Annotated in this window: 26 protein-coding genes; 13 read left to right on the forward strand and 13 right to left on the reverse strand. The window is 63.5% G+C overall.

Translation table 11 applies throughout. From position 1 onward, the window contains the following. Positions 1–19: 19 nt before the first annotated feature. Positions 20–973 carry an agmatinase gene (locus EN808_RS26230; protein ID WP_135863136.1) on the forward strand — a complete coding sequence of 318 codons (954 nt, stop codon included), beginning with the start codon at positions 20–22 and terminating at the stop codon, positions 971–973. Between the two features lie 154 nt (positions 974–1127). Then, complete coding sequence (locus tag EN808_RS26235; protein WP_127278211.1) at positions 1128–1529, forward strand: hypothetical protein; 402 nt, start codon at positions 1128–1130, stop codon at positions 1527–1529. Between the two features lie 3 nt (positions 1530–1532). On the opposite strand, the gene EN808_RS26240 is transcribed toward EN808_RS26235, so the two are convergent. From EN808_RS26240 to EN808_RS26250, 3 genes are all read right to left on the reverse strand, one after another. After that, positions 1533–1964, reverse strand: a complete 432-nt coding sequence (locus EN808_RS26240; protein WP_127278212.1) for a heme-binding protein — start codon at positions 1962–1964, stop codon at positions 1533–1535. A gap of 161 nt (positions 1965–2125) precedes the next feature. Then, positions 2126–2359 carry a hypothetical protein gene (locus EN808_RS26245; RefSeq protein ID WP_135863133.1) on the reverse strand — a complete coding sequence of 78 codons (234 nt, stop codon included), beginning with the start codon at positions 2357–2359 and terminating at the stop codon, positions 2126–2128. Positions 2360–2435: 76 nt separating this feature from the next. Next, the gene (locus EN808_RS26250; RefSeq protein ID WP_027141872.1) at positions 2436–2957 is read right to left on the reverse strand and encodes a helix-turn-helix domain-containing protein; all 522 of its coding nucleotides are present in this window, start codon (positions 2955–2957) and stop codon (positions 2436–2438) included. A gap of 94 nt (positions 2958–3051) precedes the next feature. Between EN808_RS26250 and EN808_RS26255 the strand changes: the two genes are divergently transcribed. The 5 genes from EN808_RS26255 (at position 3052) to EN808_RS26275 (ending at position 5593) form a co-directional block, all read left to right on the forward strand. Continuing rightward, positions 3052–3888 carry an alpha/beta hydrolase gene (locus tag EN808_RS26255; RefSeq protein ID WP_135882150.1) on the forward strand — a complete coding sequence of 279 codons (837 nt, stop codon included), beginning with the start codon at positions 3052–3054 and terminating at the stop codon, positions 3886–3888. A gap of 89 nt (positions 3889–3977) precedes the next feature. Beyond that, complete coding sequence (locus EN808_RS26260) at positions 3978–4634, forward strand: glutathione S-transferase family protein (protein ID WP_135917165.1); 657 nt, start codon at positions 3978–3980, stop codon at positions 4632–4634. Between the two features lie 5 nt (positions 4635–4639). After that, on the forward strand, positions 4640–4963 hold the full coding sequence (locus EN808_RS26265) for a metalloregulator ArsR/SmtB family transcription factor (RefSeq protein WP_127278217.1): 324 nt from the start codon (positions 4640–4642) through the stop codon (positions 4961–4963). 13 nt (positions 4964–4976) lie between these two features. Further along, positions 4977–5132 carry a hypothetical protein gene (locus tag EN808_RS36450; RefSeq protein WP_189521848.1) on the forward strand — a complete coding sequence of 52 codons (156 nt, stop codon included), beginning with the start codon at positions 4977–4979 and terminating at the stop codon, positions 5130–5132. Further along, positions 5129–5593, forward strand: coding sequence for an SRPBCC family protein (locus EN808_RS26275; RefSeq protein ID WP_135917166.1), 465 nt, complete (start codon positions 5129–5131; stop codon positions 5591–5593). Before EN808_RS36450 ends, EN808_RS26275 begins: the two co-directional genes overlap by 4 nt. A 32-nt stretch (positions 5594–5625) precedes the next feature. Here EN808_RS26275 and EN808_RS26280 read toward each other — a convergent pair whose 3' ends face one another. From EN808_RS26280 to EN808_RS26290, 3 genes are all read right to left on the reverse strand, one after another. Next, positions 5626–5889: a metalloregulator ArsR/SmtB family transcription factor gene (locus EN808_RS26280; RefSeq protein ID WP_019861642.1), complete on the reverse strand. Its 264-nt coding sequence runs from the start codon at positions 5887–5889 to the stop codon at positions 5626–5628. A gap of 31 nt (positions 5890–5920) precedes the next feature. Beyond that, on the reverse strand, positions 5921–7168 hold the full coding sequence (locus EN808_RS26285) for an MFS transporter (RefSeq protein ID WP_135882146.1): 1248 nt from the start codon (positions 7166–7168) through the stop codon (positions 5921–5923). Between the two features lie 88 nt (positions 7169–7256). Next, positions 7257–7451, reverse strand: a complete 195-nt coding sequence (locus EN808_RS26290) for a DUF1192 domain-containing protein (protein WP_027141877.1) — start codon at positions 7449–7451, stop codon at positions 7257–7259. A gap of 121 nt (positions 7452–7572) precedes the next feature. On the opposite strand from EN808_RS26290, the gene EN808_RS26295 reads away from it, so the two are divergent. The 4 genes from EN808_RS26295 (at position 7573) to EN808_RS26310 (ending at position 11091) form a co-directional block, all read left to right on the forward strand. Next, positions 7573–8583 carry an NAD(P)H-quinone oxidoreductase gene (locus EN808_RS26295; RefSeq protein WP_135917167.1) on the forward strand — a complete coding sequence of 337 codons (1011 nt, stop codon included), beginning with the start codon at positions 7573–7575 and terminating at the stop codon, positions 8581–8583. 181 nt (positions 8584–8764) lie between these two features. Next, positions 8765–8905 (forward strand): DUF1127 domain-containing protein, encoded by a 141-nt coding sequence (locus EN808_RS26300; protein WP_064987068.1) that lies wholly within the window; start codon positions 8765–8767, stop codon positions 8903–8905. Between the two features lie 262 nt (positions 8906–9167). Continuing rightward, positions 9168–10250 carry a helix-turn-helix transcriptional regulator gene (locus EN808_RS26305; protein ID WP_135917168.1) on the forward strand — a complete coding sequence of 361 codons (1083 nt, stop codon included), beginning with the start codon at positions 9168–9170 and terminating at the stop codon, positions 10248–10250. Between the two features lie 145 nt (positions 10251–10395). Next, positions 10396–11091, forward strand: a complete 696-nt coding sequence (locus EN808_RS26310; protein ID WP_015315358.1) for a DUF1013 domain-containing protein — start codon at positions 10396–10398, stop codon at positions 11089–11091. 64 nt (positions 11092–11155) lie between these two features. On the opposite strand, the gene EN808_RS26315 is transcribed toward EN808_RS26310, so the two are convergent. The 4 genes from EN808_RS26315 to EN808_RS26330 all read right to left on the reverse strand — a co-directional run bounded on the left by EN808_RS26315 (position 11156) and on the right by EN808_RS26330 (position 13260). Next, positions 11156–11875 carry a YafY family protein gene (locus EN808_RS26315; protein WP_013529238.1) on the reverse strand — a complete coding sequence of 240 codons (720 nt, stop codon included), beginning with the start codon at positions 11873–11875 and terminating at the stop codon, positions 11156–11158. Positions 11876–11947: 72 nt separating this feature from the next. After that, positions 11948–12355: a hypothetical protein gene (locus EN808_RS26320; RefSeq protein WP_135917169.1), complete on the reverse strand. Its 408-nt coding sequence runs from the start codon at positions 12353–12355 to the stop codon at positions 11948–11950. Between the two features lie 65 nt (positions 12356–12420). After that, the gene (locus tag EN808_RS26325) at positions 12421–13011 is read right to left on the reverse strand and encodes a DJ-1/PfpI family protein (RefSeq protein WP_135917170.1); all 591 of its coding nucleotides are present in this window, start codon (positions 13009–13011) and stop codon (positions 12421–12423) included. A gap of 81 nt (positions 13012–13092) precedes the next feature. Then, positions 13093–13260: a hypothetical protein gene (locus tag EN808_RS26330; RefSeq protein ID WP_015315361.1), complete on the reverse strand. Its 168-nt coding sequence runs from the start codon at positions 13258–13260 to the stop codon at positions 13093–13095. A gap of 263 nt (positions 13261–13523) precedes the next feature. Between EN808_RS26330 and EN808_RS26335 the strand changes: the two genes are divergently transcribed. Next, positions 13524–14477: a ring-cleaving dioxygenase gene (locus EN808_RS26335; RefSeq protein ID WP_135917171.1), complete on the forward strand. Its 954-nt coding sequence runs from the start codon at positions 13524–13526 to the stop codon at positions 14475–14477. A 117-nt stretch (positions 14478–14594) separates the two neighbouring features. Beyond that, complete coding sequence (locus EN808_RS26340; protein WP_015315363.1) at positions 14595–14756, forward strand: hypothetical protein; 162 nt, start codon at positions 14595–14597, stop codon at positions 14754–14756. Between the two features lie 27 nt (positions 14757–14783). Here the strand turns inward: EN808_RS26340 and EN808_RS26345 are convergent, their stop codons facing one another. The 3 genes from EN808_RS26345 to EN808_RS26355 all read right to left on the reverse strand — a co-directional run bounded on the left by EN808_RS26345 (position 14784) and on the right by EN808_RS26355 (position 17576). After that, complete coding sequence (locus EN808_RS26345) at positions 14784–15497, reverse strand: SGNH/GDSL hydrolase family protein (RefSeq protein WP_135917172.1); 714 nt, start codon at positions 15495–15497, stop codon at positions 14784–14786. 138 nt (positions 15498–15635) lie between these two features. Beyond that, positions 15636–16373 carry a thioredoxin family protein gene (locus EN808_RS26350; RefSeq protein ID WP_135917173.1) on the reverse strand — a complete coding sequence of 246 codons (738 nt, stop codon included), beginning with the start codon at positions 16371–16373 and terminating at the stop codon, positions 15636–15638. Between the two features lie 177 nt (positions 16374–16550). After that, positions 16551–17576, reverse strand: a complete 1026-nt coding sequence (locus tag EN808_RS26355; protein WP_135917174.1) for a class I fructose-bisphosphate aldolase — start codon at positions 17574–17576, stop codon at positions 16551–16553. Positions 17577–17622: the final 46 nt, after the last annotated feature.

The raw sequence follows: 17622 nt of genomic DNA on the forward strand, positions 1-17622 counted from the left end.
TCAACACAGAGGAGACCCCATGTCCAAGCTCACCACCGCGCCGCGCGATGTCTTCCAGACATTCATGAACTTCCCGCTGGTCGAGGATCTCGATACGCTCAAAGCCGATGTGGCCATCATCGGCATGCCCTATGGCGATCCCTATACGATCGACGAGCTGATCAACGACCAGACCAATGCGCCGACGGCGGTGCGGCGGGCATCCAAGCGCATCAGCCAGGCGCTCGACCGTTATGATTTCGACATTGGCGGGCCGGTCTTCGCCGGCCAGGATATCAAGGTGGTCGATGTCGGTGACGTGCCCGGCAATGCCGCCGACCATGTCGGGCATTACGGCAGGGCCGAAGCGGCGATCCGCAAGATCCGCGCCGCCGGCGCCCTGCCGATCACAATCGGCGGCGACCATGGCATTCCGATCCCGATCTTCAGGGCGCTTGATGGTGAAGGCCCGATCACTCTGGTGCAGCTCGACGCGCATCTCGACTGGCGCGACAATGTCAACGGCGTCAAGGAAGGCTATTCAAGCACCATCCGCCGGGCCTCGGAGATGGCGCATATCAAGGATATCTTCCAGGTCGGCGTCCGTGGCCAGGGCAGCGCGCGCACCGAGGAGGTGGAGGCGGCGCGCGCCTATGGCGCCAACATCATCACCACCAACGAGTGGCAGGATATGGGCACCGCCGCCTTGCTCAAGCGCATTCCGGATGGCGGCCGCTACTACCTCACGATCGACGCCGACGGGCTGGATCCAGCCGTCATGCCGGCGGTGGAAGGGCCGCAGCCGGGCGGTGTCAGCTACCGCCAGACGATCGAGCTGATCCAGGGGCTGGTCGGCAAGGGGCGCCTCATCGGCATGGACATCGTCGAGATCGCGCCGGCGCGCGACGTCAACGAGATCACCTCGATGACGGCGGGCCACATCATCCTCAACGTCATCGGCGCCGCCGTGCGCGCGGGCTACTTCAAGCGCTGAGCTTGCAGTTCCCGTTTGTTCCATGTCGGCCGGGCAATCGGCTGACATGGTTGTTGCATCCGGTCTTCGACCGTGTTTGCGGCCGCGCACGAAAAATCTTGACGCCGTGCCTGTGGAGCATTCTACAGAAGGTGCCCCCATATGGAGACGCCAGATGTTCGGTGCCGTCCCGCTTTTGATCGTGCCTTTCGTGCTCTACAATCTCGGCCTGCTCGGAATATTCGGCGGCGGCGACGATCCGTGGGCGAGTGAGATCTTCTCGTTCCGCATGATGTCGGGCGGGGTGTTCTCGATGACGCTCGGCGACCTGATTGTGCTGATCGGGCTGATCTTCCTGTTCCTCGAAATGGTGAAGTCGGCGCGCACGACCACGGCCTCGATCATGGACCATCTTCTGTCGATGCTGGTCTTCGTCGCTTTCCTGGTCGAGTTCCTGCTGGTGAAGGGTGCCGCGCACTCCATCTTCTTCACGCTGATGATCATCGCGCTGTTCGACGTGCTGGCCGGGTTCGCGGTGTCGATGCGGTCGGCCAGCCGCGACATCAATTTGAATTGAGGCTCAGCCCGGATCGGCGGTGAAGCCGGCGGCTTCGATGCCGGCAATCGCGGCTGCCTCGTCATTGTCGGATGTATCGCCGGAAATACCGACGGCACCGATGATGCTCCCTGCCTTGTCGCGGATCAGCACGCCGCCGGCGACCGGCAGCACGCGTCCTCCCGACACGTCGGAAATGCCGGCAACCAGATGCGGACGTTCCTTGGCGAAGGCCTCGACCTTGCGCGAGCCCATGCCGATGGCCAGCGCGCCATAGGCCTTGCCGGCCGACATTTGCGGGCGCAGGAACGAAGCGCCGTCCTGGCGCTGGAAGGCGACGAGATGCCCGCCGGCGTCGAGCACCGAGACGCCGAGCGGCTTGAGCTTGAGATCGGTGCCCCTGGCGAAGGCGGCATCAATGATCTCGACGGCTTTTTCGAGCGGCAGCGCGGTCATGGCAATCTCCTGTTGAACAGCCCGATCATCGGCGGTCAGCCGGGCGAGGCAATCCCGGTTTCGGTTGAAATTGCTTCCTGTGAAGCAGCGGGATGAAGGCGCCTGACCGGTGGCGTCACCACAGCTCGATTCAGGGCGAGGAATTGGCGGAGGGGGAGACGTTACTTTTTCTTGGCGCGGGCCGGCTTCTTGGCAGGTGCGGCAGGCGTGTTGGCCAGATCTTCGGCTTCCTTGGCGAGCCGCAGCGCCCGCAGCTTGTCGGTCTTGGCCTTGCGGGCATCGCTCTCGGCGACATACTCGGCCATGGCTTTCTGCCGGACCGTCGCCGCCTCTTCCTGCTTCTTGAAGCGCAGATCGGCACGCGCGCGGGCAGTGTCCCTAGAGTTCTCAACCAAGAGTCTATCCAATCCCATCACGTGTGATTTTCGTCCCTTGTAGCAGAGCCGGCCTTTCAACGGGGAAAATAGTTGGTCAGCCGGCCGGGCTGGCGTTGAGGGCCTTTTCGGCAACCACCGCTTCATAGGCGGCCCGCAGCGTTGCACGGACAGAGGGGCCGGGCGCTGTATCGAGAGGGGTGCCGAGATGCTCATGGCGCAACTCGGCCATGAATTTCTCCCACATTGGCGGCCCGCCCTTTTCAAGGAGTTCGGCGCGGATCGAAAGCTCCTCGCTGGTCGGCAGCCAGACGCGGCCCCAGGCGCCGAGATGGGCAAGGATGGGCACCAGTGTGATGGCCATCTCGGTCAGGCTGTAGATCGCCTTCTGCTTGTGACTGGGGTCGTCCGCCTTGGTCAGCATGCCGAGTTCCATCAGCCGCTTCAGCCGGTCGGCGAGGATGTTGGAAGCAATGCCTTCCATCGACCCGTTGAGCAACTCACGAAAATGCCGCCTGCCGCCAAAAATCATGTCGCGCAGGATGATCAGGCTCCAGCGGTCGCCGAACACCTCGAGCGAGAGGTTGATCGGGCAGCCTGACCGGCGATCGAGGGTCATTCGATGTTCTCCACGCAAAACCAGTTGCATTATCGTATCGGTTTTATTATCGTGCAACCGATTGCAAAATGCAAGCAGGTGAGGAGGCCAGCAAATGACAACCAAGGACTGTCCCGAGATCATATCCGAAACCTTTGGCGATCCGGCGGACCCCGCGCTGCTGTTGATCATGGGCGCTATGGCCTCGATGCTTTGGTGGCCCGAGGCGTTTTGCCGGAAACTCGCGGATGCCGGCCTCTACGTGATCCGCTACGACAATCGCGACACCGGCCGGTCGACCAAATACCCGGTGGGACAGCCGCCCTACACTTTCGACGACATGGCCGACGACGCGATTGCCGCTCTCGACAGCCGCGGCATCGGCAAGGCGCATGTCGTGGGAATGTCGATGGGCGGCATGATTGCCCAGTTCGTGGCGCTCAGGCACCCCTTGCGCGTCGCTTCGCTGACCGTGATCAGCAGTTCGCCCGTGGGGACCGACACTTCGCATCTGCCGAAAACGACCGACGCCTATCTGGAGCATTCGGCCGATGGAGCCAAAGTCGACTGGACGGATCGCCGCCAGGTCATCGACTTCATGGTCAGGGATGCGCGGGCGATCGCCAGCACCGCCCATCCGTTCGACGAGGCGGGGATGAGAGCGTTCATCGAACGGGATTACAGCAGGTCCGGCGGCTTCCTGAGCGCCACCAATCATTTCATGCTCAAGGGCGGTAACCAGTGGAAGGGCCGCCTGCCCGAAATAGCGGCGCCGCTTCTGGTCATCCACGGCACGTCGGATCCGATCTTTCCGGTCGAGCATGGCGAGGCCCTGGCCCAAGCTGTTGCCGGCGCGAAACTGCTTCGCATCGAAGGCGGCGGTCACGAACTGCATCCGGATGACTGGCCTGACATAGAGGCCGCCATCGTCGCGCACGTCCGATCCAGCTGAGACTTCGCGGGTGGGCCTTGACGAGCGAGGTTCACCGCAATAGTTAAGCAAATGCTTCAGTGTTACCACAGAAGCAGACGAGCACAAGAATGTCCCTGACGCTGCATTTCCATCCGCTGGCTTCCTTCTGCTGGAAGCCGCTGATCGCGCTTTACGAGAACGCCACGCCTTTTGCGCCGGTCATTGTCGATCTCGGCGACGAGCAATCACGCGCGGCCTTCCTGAAGATTTCGCCGACCGGCAAGATGCCGGCGCTGCGCGACGACGCGCGAGACCGCACTGTGCTGGAATCGACCATTGTCGTGGAATATCTGGCCGCGCACTATCCGGGACCGGTCGAACTCGTTCCCGCCGACATCGACCTGGCGCTGGCGGTCCGTCAGGCCGACCGCTTCTATGATTTCTATGTGCAGGAGCCCATGCAGAAGATCGTCGGCGACAGGTTGCGGCCGCTCGACAAGACCGATCCATTCGGTGTCGAACAGGCGCGCGGCCAGTTGCGCAATTCCTATGCCATCATCGAACAGGAAATGCAGTCCAGGGAATGGGCTGTAGGCGATGCCTTCACCATGGCCGATTGCGCGGCGTCTCCGGCGCTCTTCTACGCCAACAAGGTCGAGCCGTTCGGCGACAAATATCCCGCCGTGAAGCGCTATCACGACCGCTTGCTGCAACGCGCCGCCTTCATCAGGGTGATCGAGGAGGCGCAGCCCTACTTCAAGTTCTTCCCCTACAACAACGGCTGATCGCGATGCTGCACGATCCCGCCCAACTCGACCTGATGTTCCAGGCGCTCGCCGATCCGGCGCGGCGGCAGATGGTCGACCGGCTGTCACGCGGCCCCGCCTCGGTGAGCCAGCTGGCCGAGCCGTTGGCGATGTCGCTGTCGGCGGTCGTCCAGCACCTCAATCTGCTGGAAGCGAGCGGCCTCGTGCGCACGCAGAAGGTCGGGCGGGTGCGCACTTGCCAGATCGATCCAAGGGCGTTGCGAGCGGCCGAGCACTGGATCAATGAGCGGCGCCTCTCGTGGGAGCGCCGGCTGGATCGGCTCGGCGATTTCCTGGCCGAAAGCTAGAGAGGAAAATGTCATGTCGAAGACCAAATCCGAACTGGTGCGCGGCTATTTCGCCGCCTTTCAGGCCGGAGACCGCGCCGTGATGGGTTCAAGCATGCTCCCGAAGACCGGCCTCCGGTTTTCAGGGTCACGTTCCGGGCAATTCAATCCACCAAGGAAGGTTTCATGACTGAGCGATCCGTTGTCCATTCCACCTTTGTCGTCGAGCGGAGCTATCCGGTGGCACCGGCGAAAGTCTTCTCCGCATTCAGCAGCCCGGATGCCAAGCGGCGCTGGTTCGTCGATCCCCATGACCCGGTGCCCACCCGGCACGAAATGGACTTCCGCGTCGGCGGCAAGGAGGTCAATGCCGGCTGCCCGAGCGACGGGCAAATGCATTTCTTCAACGCGGTCTATCAGGACATCGTGCCGGACGAGCGCATCGTTTACAGCTATGAGCTGCTGTTCGGCGAAACCCGCGTTTCGGTGTCGCTGGCGACGATCGAGTTTGTGGCGGAAAGCGGCGGCACGCGGCTTGTGATGACGGAGCAGGGCGCCTTCTTCGACGGCCACGACACCTCAGCCACGCGCGAGCATGGAACGAGCGAACTGCTCGACGCGCTCGGCGCCTTCGTGAATTCGCAATGCTGACCGGGTTGCTCAAGTGCCGGAGGCAGAAACGATCAGGCTTCCCAAAATTGATCGAGCCAGATGTTGAGTCTCAGGAAGCCGGCATTGCTCACCGTATAGACACGCCGCGTGCCTTCAGCCTTGGCGTTGACCAGCCCGGCGTCGAGCAACACTTTCAGATGCTGTGATACGGCCGGGCGGGAGACTGGCAGTCCGGACGCCAATTCGTTGACGGTCTTCGGACCGCGTCGAAGTTCTTCCAGAAGATGGCGCCGATTGGGGTCGGCGATCGCCATGAAGGCGTCGGAAAACATCATGCCTCATTTGTGAGGCAAAGTTTTTCAAATCTCAACTGTTTGCTTCTGCTTTTCTTCTCGGATCGAGCCGCAATGCTTCGGGGGTCACCGAACGGTCGGCCGGCTGCGTCTTGAAGGCGTCGCGATCCTCGATCGGCACCGGAGCGCGGCGGCTGATGCGCAGCAGCGTGTAACCCGCCAGGGACAGATGCGCCAATGCGGTCGCCAAGAACAGGCCCTCCGGGCGCATCCAGCCCATCAGGGCGGCGGCCAGCAACGGCCCGATCATGGTGCCGAAGCCGTAAAGCAGCAGCAGGCCACCCGATACCTTGACGAAATCCTCGGAGCGGGCGTGGTCGTTGGCATGCGCCACGGCAATCGAATAGAGCGTGTAGGCGAAAGCGCCGTAGGCGGCGGTGAAGACGAGGACGAAGACTGCTGAGCGCGGCTCGAACAGGAAGATGAGAAGCGCAAACAGCGCCGCGCCGAAGGCAGCACCGGCCAGCACGAAACGGCGGTCGGTCTTGTCGGAGAGACGCCCGGCCGGAAGCTGCATGGCGGCACCGGCGACGACCACCAGGCTCATCATCAAGGCGATCTCGGCGGTGGAGATGCCGATGCGGGCACCGTAGACCGCGCCGAGCGTGCCCCAGGCGCCGTTGGCGATGCCGATCAAGAGGCAGGCGATCGCCGACACCGGCGAGTTGGCGTAGAGCCCCCTGACGTCGAGCTTGACGTCCTGCAGCGGCTTCGGGAGGGAAGCGCTCGAAACCGCTGTCGGCAGAAGCGACAAGCAGAACAGGATGCCGGTGATCATGAACAGCGACGCCGATTTCACGTCGCCGCCGGCGACGATCATCTGTCCGCCCATGATCGAGGCATAGGTGACCATCATATAGAGGCCGAAGACGGTGCCACGGTTCTCGTTGGTCGCCTTCTCGTTCAGCCAGCTCTCGATGACCATGAAGGCGCCGGCCATGGTGAAACCGGTGAAGGCACGCAGCAGGATCCAGACATATTCGTCGATGACCAGGCCCGTCAGCAGCGCCACGATGGCGCCGGACGCGGCAAAGGCGCCGAAGGCGCGCACATGCCCGGCACGGCGCACGATGCGCGGCGCAAAGAAACAGCCGGTGACGAAGCCGCCGGCCCAGGCCGTGCCCATCAGGCCGAGCGAAGCGGTCGAGAACCCTTCCAACTGGCCGCGCAGGGGCAACAGCAGCCCGTGCAGTCCCGATGCCGCCAGAAGGAAGGCGGTGCCGCGGAGCAGGGAAAGGATCGGTCTGTAGGCTGCGAGCATTTTTTGATCCGGCTGAGGGCTGGGAGGGGCGCAGGTTTGAAGACAGTCGCATTCGGGCTTTTCGGCGGCGAACGGTTACCTCAGCGAATTATCCGCGGCGGAACAGCGCCTCGGCCGCCGACTTGGTGTTGTCCTTGGTCTTGAGTTCGGCCTCCAGCCGGGCGATCTCGTCGCGCAGGATGCCGATGCGCTCGGACAGTTCACCGACGGAAAGCAGCGACAGGTCTTGCCCGATCTCGTGCGGGCGTGCCTTCTTCTTGGGTTCGTCGTCGAAGATCGCCATCGTCGCTCCTCCTACGCCAGACCAGATTGGCCATTTGCCTGATTTGGCAATCAGCATACATAGGGCAGGGGCATCGATGCAAACAGCCGGTAAAAGCCGGCTAGGAAAGACGGGAAACTTCATGGCGAGCGGACAGAAAATTCCGGCACGGATGACGGCGATCGCGATTTCGGAACCGGGCGGGCCCCGGGTGCTGAAGCCGGAAACGCGCGACGTGCCGCTGCCCGGCCCCGGAGAAATCCTGATCAAGGTGCATGCCGCCGGCGTCAACCGGCCCGACGTCCAGCAACGCAAGGGCGCCTATCCGCCACCCCCCGGCGCATCGGACCTGCCCGGCCTCGAAGCGTCGGGCGAGGTGGCGGCGCTTGGCGACGAGATATCGCGCTGGCGCATCGGCGACCGGGTCTGCGCGCTCACGCCCGGCGGCGCCTACGCCGAATATGTAAGGGTTCACGCAGGCAGCGTTTTGCCGCTGCCGGCGGGCTTCACCCATACCGAAGCGGCGGCGGTGCCGGAGAACTACTTCACCGTCTGGCACAATGTCTTCGAGCGCGGCGGCCTGAAGAAGGGTGAGACGCTGCTGGTGCATGGCGGCTCGTCCGGCATCGGCACCACGGCGATCCAGCTCGCCTCGGCCTTCGGCGCCTATGTCATCACCACTGCTGGCAGCAAAGAGAAATGCGACGCCTGCCTGAAAATCGGCGCCGACCGCGCGATCAATTACCACGAGCAGGATTTCGTCGCCGCGGTCAAGGAGGCGACCGAAGGCCGGGGCGCCAACGTCATCCTCGACATGGTCGGCGGCGACTATGTCCAGCGCAACTACGAGGCCGCCGCGATCGAAGGCCGCGTCGTGCAGATCGCCGTCCAGGCAGGTGCCGTGGCGAGCGCCGACTTTTCCAAGATCATGGTCAAGCGGCTGACCCATACGGGTTCGACGCTGAGGCCGCGCACCGTGGAATTCAAGGCAGCGATCGCGGCCGCGTTGGAGGCGCAGGTGTGGCCGCTGCTGGGCACGCGAAAGGTGGCGCCGGTCATGGACATGATCTACCCGCTCACCGATGCCTGGCGCGCGCATGAGCGAATGGAGGAGGGGGATCATATCGGCAAGATCGTGCTCGACGTCGGCTAGGCCCATATCACCTAAAATCTCGACACCGTCCCCCGGTGCGCGCCCTGCCTGCAAGATGAACAGAAGCTTAATGGTGCAATGCAGCATTTGCATCATTGCTATGCAAAATCAGCCGTTCAAGTCCTCATCGATGATCACTATTTGAGCATCATCGAAACGAACCCAATTCAGGAGGACTACCATGAACCCGATCCGCGCTTTCCGTAACTGGCGCATGTACAACGAGACCGTTCGCGAATTGAACCGCCTCAACGCACGTCAGCTCAGCGACCTCGGCATCAACCGCGCCGACATCGAAAGGATCGCCCGTCAGGCGATCTGATTGCAAGCGCGACCCCGCCGCAAGGCAGGGTCGCAATGCAGAGCCGACGCAGACGCCTTGTTCGTCGCCGGTTCCGAACCCGCTGGACCCTGTCCGGCGGGTTTTGTCTTTTGGGGGGCCAGTCGGCGTGAGCCACCGTCACCCGTGTCAAGCACCAGGCGGCTTGACCTCTGTTTTCAGCATGGCATCTTGACGAATGGGGACCGGTTGCCGCGTGAGCGCGTGGCTGGCAGGGCAGGCATCGACGAAGGCTTCCACGCTCATGTTGGATGATCTTACCGACAAGATCTACGAGGCTGCTTTCGTTCCGGACCTATGGCCGGAGGTACTGGAAGGCATAAATAGCGCCTCGGACTCGGTGGGCGGCGCCGTGTTCCTGTTTGCCGACGAGCAGCCGGTGCGCGGAAGGACGGTGCCGTTGCTGCAGGACTTGCTGAGCGAATTCCTTCTGGGCGATACGCTGCAGTTCTCCACGGCGGTCTCACGCATGTGCGCGGTGCAGCCGGCGAGTTTCGTCGATGTCGAGAGTTTCCTGACAGCCGAGGAAATCGAGAACGATCCCATCCGGGTCCGCCTGCGCGCGCTCGGGATTGGCGCGCATACCTGTACCGCCATCCCGATGCCGAGCGGCGAACTGGCCATCTTCGTCTTCCAGCGAAGGCTTGGCGAGGGCCGCTACGACGCCGGGAGCTTCGACATTCTCGACGGTTTGCGGCCGGCCATGGCGCGCGCCAGCCTGATCGCCGGACGGCTTGGCCTGGAGCGGGCCAAGGGAACCGTTGCCGCCATGACGGCCATGGGGCTGCCGGCGGCCATTCTCTCATCGAGGGGGCATGTGCTCGCCGCCAATCAGCTGTTCGAGAGCATGGGCTCTATCTTCCTGCCGGTCGCCTTTGGCGGCATGGCAATCGTCGATGCGGATGCCAATCGCCTGTTTCAGCAGGCCGTCGTCGCTGCGCGGGGGGACGCCGAACCCTCGGTCCGGTCCATCCCTGTTCCGGCCGCCGCCGACAGGTCGCCACTGATCCTTCATGTCCTGCCGCTGCGCCGCTCCGCCCACGAGATATTCTCGGGCGCCGACATCCTGGTCGCGGCGACGGCGGTGAACGCCAGTTCCATGGTGCCATCGCCAACACTGCTTGCCGGACTGTTCGACCTGACGCCGGCCGAGGCGCGCCTGGCCTCGGCACTTTCGCAAGGGCGAACCCTGACGGAGGCGGCGGCGAGCGCCAACATCACCGTTAAGACCGGGCGAACCTATCTCGAACGGATATTCGCCAAGACCGGAACGCGCCAACAGAGCCAGCTTGTCGCGCTGCTCAAGGGCACGGAGCCGTTCCGGTAACCGCCGGTTCGCGGTTTTCGGCGGGCTTTTCCAAAAACATTGCGAAGCGGCCAGGGAACGGTTATACAGGCCCCGAATTTCCCATTTTGGTGGCTCTAAACCACCGCCCGCGCGGGAACGCGGGCGAACGAGAAGGATTTTTGCAATGGCCAATACGCTGCTGATGCCCAAGGCGACCGCCGTCTGGCTGGTCGACAACACCGCGCTTTCCTTCGAGCAGATCGCGCAGTTCTGCGGGCTGCATCCGCTCGAGGTCAAGGCGATCGCCGACGGCGAATCGGCGCAAGGCATCAAGGGCATGGATCCGATCATGACCGGCCAGCTGACCCGCGACGAGATCGCGCGCGCCGAGAAAGACCCGAACCAGCGCCTCAAGCTTTCCGACCCCAAGGTGCGGGTGCCGGAATCCAAGCGCAAGGGTCCGCGCTACACGCCGCTGTCGAAGCGCCAGGATCGGCCGAACGCCATTCTGTGGCTGGTGCGCAACCATCCCGAACTCAAGGACGCGCAGATTTCGCGCCTTGTCGGCACCACCAAGTCGACGATCGAGCAGATCCGCGAACGCAAGCACTGGAACTCGGCCAATCTGCAGCCGATGGACCCGGTGACGCTGGGTCTCGCCTCGCAGATCGACCTCGACATGGAGGTCAACCGCGCCTCGCGTGGCCGCGAACAGGCGCAGCCGGTCGGCGATACGCTGCTGCCGGCGGCATTGACCGAGCGGCTGGTGCCGGCGCCGGAGAAGCCGAAGGACGAGGACGCCGAGCTCGACGCCAACGCCGTCTTCGCCAAGCTGTCAGCGCTGAAGTCGAAGGACACCGATACGGACGACGAAGAATAGGCTTTTCGCCAATTCGACAAAAAAGCCCGCTTCGAGCGGGCTTTTTTGTGCGGTCGGGCAAATCTCAGCTTCGCGCCGCGCGGTCGGGCGCCATGCCGTAGTCCTCGCTGCGCTCCACCGCCCGGTAGAAATCGGCGAGCTGCTTGCCGCGTTCCGGCTTGAAGATGCGGCCGGCGATGACCACCGAGGCGATGCGGTCGATGCGGAAAGCGCGAAAATCATCACGCATCTCGCACCAGGCGACCAGCGTCCAAACCTTGCCCCAGAACCATAGGCCGAGCGGCCTGATATCGCGCGCGGTACCGCGACCGGCTTCGTCCGAGTAGTCGATGGTCAGCACCTGGCGTTTTTCGACCGCGCGCTCGATCAGGTCGATCGCCTCGCGGGCGGCGTCGCTGACCACCCACATCGGCGTGTGGATCTCGGTGCGGGCGATGCGATCCTTTTCGGCATCGGGCAGTACGGCACCGATCTTGACCAGCGCCTCGTCGGCGGCGCGCGCCATGGCAGCGCCGCCAAAGGCGCGCACCATGCGGGCGCCGGCAACCAGCGCCACGATCTCGTCACGCGTGAACATCAGCGGCGGAAGGTCGAAACCCTCCCTCATCATGTAGCCAACGCCAGCCTCGCCGTCGATCGGCACCCCGGTCGACTGCAGGTCGGCTATGTCGCGATAGATGGTTCGCTCGGAAACCTCGAGCCATGTGCCGAGCTTCTGGGCGGTGACCAGGCGGCCACCACGCAGATGCTGCACGATCTGAAAGAGCCTGTCGGCGCGGCGCATCGTTTGCTTCCCCAGTGTCTTTCCCATGCATGCCGTGGCTCCCGGACCGGATCCACTTCCACGTGACATGCATTACGGTTTCAGCCCTTCGCGCTTACGCTGCGCGGCAACGAATTCCGCGCCGAAGGACAGTTTCCTCGTTGTCGGCGTCTTCGCATCAAGCACGCGCCAGAAGGGAGCGACGTCGCTGAGCGTCATGCCGCGCTCGAGATCCTCCTTGGCCGCCTCGGCGACCGTGCGCAGATGATAGCCTATGGTGACCGGGCATGTCACTTCGGCGCCGTGCTCGATGGCGAGCGCGGTGCGCAACGCGCGAACGTCCATCTCGACACCTTCAGCAATCGAGCGGATGAAATCATCGACCTGGCGCGCGGTTGGCACCAGCATGGGCTGGCCCTCGACGACGTCTCCCATCGTGCGCGGCGTTGGTTTCACGCCGTTGATGCCAGGCGTGTTCAGCCTGTCGTTCCAGCTTTTCATCGATCGTCCTCTCGGCCGGCCATGCGCATCAGTCACCATCGCACGCGCCTCCTGACAGCATACTGTCAGGAGGCTTCAGCATACTCTTTGGCGAACAGCGTCCGCATCTGCGCGAGATCGCTGCCTTTTTCGGGATAGAGCGTTTGTAGAAAGGCAAGGGCGAAGGTGCCGGGCGCAGAGCCCGGCGCGGAAACGATCCTGCCGTCGGCCACGGCATGCGGCACGTCCTGATAATTGCCATCGCCGGCATAGCCGGCTTCGTGGCGGTTGATCCAGTCTCGGCCATTGCTGGTATGCCTGGCCTTCTCGAACATGCCGGCTCGGGCCAGCGCCAGCGTCCCGGCACAAATGCCGCCAACGACACCGCCGCGCGCCGCGACGGCCGTCAGCAGTTCGGAAGCATCCGGCGGCGCCTTGCCCGCCCACTGGTCGGAACCGATGACGGCCACGGCATCGAGATCGATATTGTCATCGGCGTCCGCCGAACCGTCCGGTGTCAGGCGAAAACCGCTGATTCCGGTCACCGGCTTGCCTCCCGGCGTCAGCGACACGGCGCGAGCGCCGCACCACTCGACCGCCGAGGCCGCCAGCAACCCATATTCCCAGTCGGCAAAGCCCTCGATGAAAAGGAAGCCGATTGTCTTGTTCTCGGGCATGAGCTCGCTCCATCCCTCGCGCCGGACCTGATATCTGGGTGCTGACGTGTCAGCCTCCAACCGCTGGCTTGAAAATTCTGCTCAATTGCCGTGATGGCGACGCTCGGCATACATGTCGGGCCAGCCGATATCCTTGCGAATGTCGGCGGGCAGCGCGTTCATGAACCGCTGCGTGCGGATCTCGTTGCGCATCGTGCGGATCTTGCCGACATAGTGCTGCATGCCACGCAGAATGGTAAAACCGTTCATGACCAATCTCCTCTCTCTAACTGGAGGCAGTATCGCATACCCCTCCTGACAGCAGTCTGTCAGGAGGATGGCAGGTCGTATCGCGACAGTTCCGTTCTCGTCATGGCAGGTCCTGCGGGTGCGGGTCGTTCACCAAGATCAGCCAATCTGGCCGTATTGTTCATCGCCTGGCGACAAACCGTCGGGACAGGCGGCCTTAAGCGGGACGACCGGAGTTCTGATATGAAAGGAGAAAATTCTTCCCCAAAAACAGGGAGACGACCATGAGCATGCAACTGACAGGAATTCACCATCTGACCGCCATCACCGCCAATGCGCCCGGCAATCTGCACTTTTACACGAAGGTGCTGGGCCTGCGGCTCGTCAAGAAAACGGTGAACCAGGACGATACCTCGGCCTACCATCTCTTTTATGCCGACGGCGAGGCAACACCGGGTACGGACCTGACCTTCTTCGACTGGCCGGTCGGCCGCGAACGGCGTGGCACGCACAGCATCGCGCGAACCAGCCTCAGGGTCGGCAGCCAGGAGAGCCTTGCCTGGTGGAAGCAGCACCTTGCCAGCGAAGGCATCGTGACAGGAGAGATTGTCGATATCGGCGGCTACAAGTCGCTGGATTTCGAGGACCCCGAAGGCCAGCGCCTGCGGCTCGTCAGCGATGACGGAAAGGGCGGCAGCCATCCCTGGGCGCAAAGCCCGGTGCCGGCCGAACATCAGATCCGCGGGCTCGGGCCGATCGTCATCAGTGTTCCCGACATCACCAACACCGAGGCGGTGCTGACCAGGGTGATGAACATGCGCAAGGTACGCGACTATGCCTCGCCGGACGGCGAGGGCCAGGTCCACGTGTTCGAAATGGGCGCGGGCGGGCCGGCGGCGGAGCTTCATGTCGCCGTGCAGCCGGGGCTGGCACCCGCAAGGCAAGGCGCCGGTGCGGTTCACCACGTTGCCTTCAGGGCGCCGGACCAGGAGACGTTGCATCATTGGACGGCGCGCCTTGCCGAATTCCGGCTGCCGTCGAGCGGCGAGGTCGAGCGTTACTACTTCCGCTCGCTCTATTTCCGTGAGCCGAACGGCATCCTGTTCGAGATCGCCACCGACGGGCCGGGGTTCACCGCCGACGAGCCGCTGGAAACGCTCGGCGAAAGCCTTGCCCTGCCGCCGTTCCTGGAGGCAAAACGCGCTTCGATCGAGGCTGGCCTCAAGCCGCTGAAGTAGATCGTTGCGCGGTTAGGTGCGGGCGCCGCGTTCCGGTTCTGGATCGCGTCGTCTTTCTTTCCCGGAGACCGAGCGAAACCGCTTTGACAGGTGACGGCGTTGCTGGTCAAAGGCGGCATGACGAAACTCCTCGCCCTTGTCATCGTCGGGTTCATGGTGATCCAGCTCATCAAGCCGCTCGGTTGGCCCGGGCTCAGGCGACGCGGCGATTTCTGGAAATTGGCGCTTCTCGCGATGGCGGCGATTTCGCTGGCGGCCGTGCTCGGGCATTTGACCTAAGCTGTCACGCCGCCTGGCCATAGATATTCAGTCGCCAAGCACAGGGTCGACGAGATGTCCCGCCCAGGCCCGGTAGCCGGCCTCCGAGGCATGGAACCCGTCGGAGGCAAAACCGGCTTCAGGGTTGGTGATCGGCAGGCGCGGCGCTGGCACCGCGCCGCGTTCCAGGCAGAGGCGTTCGCCCATCCGGTTCATCGCGGTGGCGCGGACCTCGAGGATCTTGCCGAGCAGCGACGGCATGGCCGGCGCGCGCGTGAACTCCAGCACCGGCGACCATACCACGCGCGCCTCCGGCCATTTGGCGCGCAGCGCGTAGAGCAGGCCGCCGAACTCCTTCTTGAAGCGCGGCACGGAATGAAAATTCTTGGTGTCGTTGGTGCCGATGGCGAGCACGATATGCGTCCACGGATCGGCCGACAGGTTGGGCAGGACATGGTCGCGGATCTGGCCAGATGTCGCCGAATTGAAGCCGGCGGCACGCCAGCGCACAGCGCTGCCCGTGCGCTGCGCAATCATCACGGCGAGCTGCGCGGCAAGGCCGTTTTCGGAATTGCCGATGCCGACCGACGCGGCGGAGGAATCGCCCAGGACCAGCAGCGAGATCACCGGGGCCTTGCCCGAGATCTCGTGCATGACCGGGCCTTGCGCCGGCAGCATGCGCGAGGTGCGGCGGCGCACGCCCAACCCCTGCCAGACATAGACCGGGAAGGCGAGCCAGGTGAGGATGGTCGGGAAACGCATGGCAATACCGTGAAAAGACGAGGCAGCCTTAGCGCATGTTTTGATCGGCGTGAACGGATCCCCGCCTCATCGGCCGATGCCCTTTGTTTTGGCGCAATTCCGGACGGGAAACCGTTTCACGCTTTTTCTGAAATTGCCCTAGGGGCAAGCGTCGTCCTGCCGCGACCTGTTTCCATAGTCGTCGTGCAACCGCACCCAGTCCATCGAAGTGCCATAGGGGCCGGTCTCGCCGCGGCCTTTCGGCGCCATGTCGAGATATTGATAGGCGCCGATGAACTGCTCGCTGCCACGGGCGCGCGACATGAAGGTCAGGAAGATGTCACCGGCTTCCTCCCTGTAGAAGACAGTGGTGCCAGGCAGGTCCTTCGATGTCGACACGGGCGTTTCGAAATTATAGACGGCTTCGCCGGAGGCGATCTGCCTGTCGGTGAAGGAGACCTGCATGTCGAAGTTGAAATCCGAGGCGTAGGAGGACACCCAGTCGAATTTCCATCCCATGCGCTGCTTGTAAGGCAGCAACTCGGCGAGCGGCGCGCGCGCGATCACGACAAGCGACACGTCATGATGCCTGAGATGCTGGTTGGCGCCGTCGATGTGATCGGCGACGAAGGCACAGCTTTCGCAGTGATGCGTCGAGCCCGGCGCGAACACGAAGTGGTAGACGATCAGCTGGCTGCGGCCGGCGAAGAGATCGGCCAGTTTCTTCGGTCCGTGTTCCGCCTCGAAGACATAATCCTTCCGCACCTTCAGCCAGGGTAGCTTCCGCCGCTCGGCCGCAACGCGTTCGCGTAACCGCGTCAGTTCCTTCTCGCGGTTTAGATGTGCCTTATGGGCCTCGAACCAGTCTTCGCGCGAAACGACCCTGTTGCGATGCATGAACTTCTCCCTGTCTGCACCCCAAGGACGTACGGGATGGGCGCGAGCCGACATCGCCGCTGCCAGGAATGCCCAGAGGAAATAAGAATGCGAATGCCTTGCCCCAAGGCCGGCGCGCCAAAACAAAAACCCGGGCACGTCGGCCTGGGTTTGAAGGGAAGGGATAGCAGGGGGTCTTCAGGCAGCCTGTTCCAGGCTCGCCTTCCATTTGCCGAGTGCGGCCAGATGGTTCATGTGGGCGCGGTGGGTGAAGGCGGCCTGACCGGCGGCGATGTTGGACGCCTTGCCGCTCCAGGCCTTCTGCGGCGCCGCCTGCAGCGCGCGGCCGTAGGAGAAGGTCAGCTTCCACGGGTGCGGGCCGATGGCGTTGATGGCGTTGAGGTTGGCGGTCGCCTCCTCGTCCTCCTGGCCGCCGGAGAGGAAGGCTATGCCCGGTACCGCCGCCGGCACCGTCTCGCGGAACAGCTTTATGGTCTTTTCGGCGACTTGCTCGGGACTGTCCACGGTGCCCGACTTCTTGCCCGACAGGACCATGTTCGGCTTCAGGATCGTGCCTTCAAGCACGACGCGGGCCGCGTAGAGCTCGTCGTAGAGCCTTGTCAGCGTCGTCTTGGAAACTTCGTAACAGGTGCCGATGTCGTGGGCGCCGTCCATCAGCACTTCAGGCTCGACGATCGGCACGATGCCGGCTTCCTGGCAAAGGGCGGCATAGCGGGCGAGCGCATGGGTGTTCGCGCCGATCGAGGTGGCCGAGGGGACGCCCCTGGCGGTGTCGATGTCGATCACCGCGCGCCATTTGGCGAAGCGGGCGCCGAGCTTGTAATAGTCGGCAAGCCGTTCGCGCAGGCCGTCGAGGCCTTCGGTGACGGTGTCGCCGGGAAAGCCGGCCAGCGGCTTGGCGCCAGCATCCACCTTGATGCCGGGAATGGCGCCTGATGCCTTGATGATGTCGACCAGAGGCGTGCCGTCGGCGGCCTTCTGGCGGATGGTCTCGTCATAGAGGATGACGCCGGAAATGTACCTGGTCATCGCGTCCTTGGCGCGGAACATCATCTCGCGATAGTCGCGGCGACTGTCGGCGGTCGATTCGACGCCGATGACGTCGAAGCGCTTCTTGATGGTGCCGGAGCTTTCGTCGGCGGCCAAAAGGCCCTTGCCGTTGGCCACGATCGCGGCGGCAATGTCTTCGAGACGTTCGCTCATTCTGCTTCTCCTGAACCGGTTGATCTGCGCCTAGCAGAACACTACC

It is taken from the genome of Mesorhizobium sp. M8A.F.Ca.ET.165.01.1.1, from assembly GCF_004792065.1.
Classification (GTDB): domain Bacteria; phylum Pseudomonadota; class Alphaproteobacteria; order Rhizobiales; family Rhizobiaceae; genus Mesorhizobium.

Excerpts from the sequence above, each read along its gene's own strand:
- EN808_RS26345 (WP_135917172.1), bottom strand. The coding sequence starts at position 15,497 with ATGCGTTTCCCGACCATCCTCACCTGGCTCGCCTTCCCGGTCTATGTC.
- EN808_RS26300 (WP_064987068.1), top strand. The coding sequence starts at position 8,765 with ATGAACCCGATCCGCGCTTTCCGTAACTGGCGCATGTACAACGAGACC.
- EN808_RS26235 (WP_127278211.1), top strand. The coding sequence starts at position 1,128 with ATGTTCGGTGCCGTCCCGCTTTTGATCGTGCCTTTCGTGCTCTACAAT.
- EN808_RS26240 (WP_127278212.1), bottom strand. The coding sequence starts at position 1,964 with ATGACCGCGCTGCCGCTCGAAAAAGCCGTCGAGATCATTGATGCCGCC.
- EN808_RS26310 (WP_015315358.1), top strand. The coding sequence starts at position 10,396 with ATGGCCAATACGCTGCTGATGCCCAAGGCGACCGCCGTCTGGCTGGTC.
- EN808_RS26295 (WP_135917167.1), top strand. The coding sequence starts at position 7,573 with ATGGCGAGCGGACAGAAAATTCCGGCACGGATGACGGCGATCGCGATT.
- EN808_RS26280 (WP_019861642.1), bottom strand. The coding sequence starts at position 5,889 with ATGATGTTTTCCGACGCCTTCATGGCGATCGCCGACCCCAATCGGCGC.
- EN808_RS36450 (WP_189521848.1), top strand. The coding sequence starts at position 4,977 with ATGTCGAAGACCAAATCCGAACTGGTGCGCGGCTATTTCGCCGCCTTT.
- EN808_RS26285 (WP_135882146.1), bottom strand. The coding sequence starts at position 7,168 with ATGCTCGCAGCCTACAGACCGATCCTTTCCCTGCTCCGCGGCACCGCC.
- EN808_RS26315 (WP_013529238.1), bottom strand. The coding sequence starts at position 11,875 with ATGCGCCGCGCCGACAGGCTCTTTCAGATCGTGCAGCATCTGCGTGGT.
- EN808_RS26255 (WP_135882150.1), top strand. The coding sequence starts at position 3,052 with ATGACAACCAAGGACTGTCCCGAGATCATATCCGAAACCTTTGGCGAT.
- EN808_RS26355 (WP_135917174.1), bottom strand. The coding sequence starts at position 17,576 with ATGAGCGAACGTCTCGAAGACATTGCCGCCGCGATCGTGGCCAACGGC.
- EN808_RS26320 (WP_135917169.1), bottom strand. The coding sequence starts at position 12,355 with ATGAAAAGCTGGAACGACAGGCTGAACACGCCTGGCATCAACGGCGTG.
- EN808_RS26290 (WP_027141877.1), bottom strand. The coding sequence starts at position 7,451 with ATGGCGATCTTCGACGACGAACCCAAGAAGAAGGCACGCCCGCACGAG.
- EN808_RS26350 (WP_135917173.1), bottom strand. The coding sequence starts at position 16,373 with ATGCATCGCAACAGGGTCGTTTCGCGCGAAGACTGGTTCGAGGCCCAT.
- EN808_RS26330 (WP_015315361.1), bottom strand. The coding sequence starts at position 13,260 with ATGAACGGTTTTACCATTCTGCGTGGCATGCAGCACTATGTCGGCAAG.
- EN808_RS26250 (WP_027141872.1), bottom strand. The coding sequence starts at position 2,957 with ATGACCCTCGATCGCCGGTCAGGCTGCCCGATCAACCTCTCGCTCGAG.
- EN808_RS26275 (WP_135917166.1), top strand. The coding sequence starts at position 5,129 with ATGACTGAGCGATCCGTTGTCCATTCCACCTTTGTCGTCGAGCGGAGC.
- EN808_RS26340 (WP_015315363.1), top strand. The coding sequence starts at position 14,595 with ATGACGAAACTCCTCGCCCTTGTCATCGTCGGGTTCATGGTGATCCAG.
- EN808_RS26335 (WP_135917171.1), top strand. The coding sequence starts at position 13,524 with ATGAGCATGCAACTGACAGGAATTCACCATCTGACCGCCATCACCGCC.
- EN808_RS26265 (WP_127278217.1), top strand. The coding sequence starts at position 4,640 with ATGCTGCACGATCCCGCCCAACTCGACCTGATGTTCCAGGCGCTCGCC.
- EN808_RS26305 (WP_135917168.1), top strand. The coding sequence starts at position 9,168 with ATGTTGGATGATCTTACCGACAAGATCTACGAGGCTGCTTTCGTTCCG.
- EN808_RS26230 (WP_135863136.1), top strand. The coding sequence starts at position 20 with ATGTCCAAGCTCACCACCGCGCCGCGCGATGTCTTCCAGACATTCATG.
- EN808_RS26325 (WP_135917170.1), bottom strand. The coding sequence starts at position 13,011 with ATGCCCGAGAACAAGACAATCGGCTTCCTTTTCATCGAGGGCTTTGCC.
- EN808_RS26260 (WP_135917165.1), top strand. The coding sequence starts at position 3,978 with ATGTCCCTGACGCTGCATTTCCATCCGCTGGCTTCCTTCTGCTGGAAG.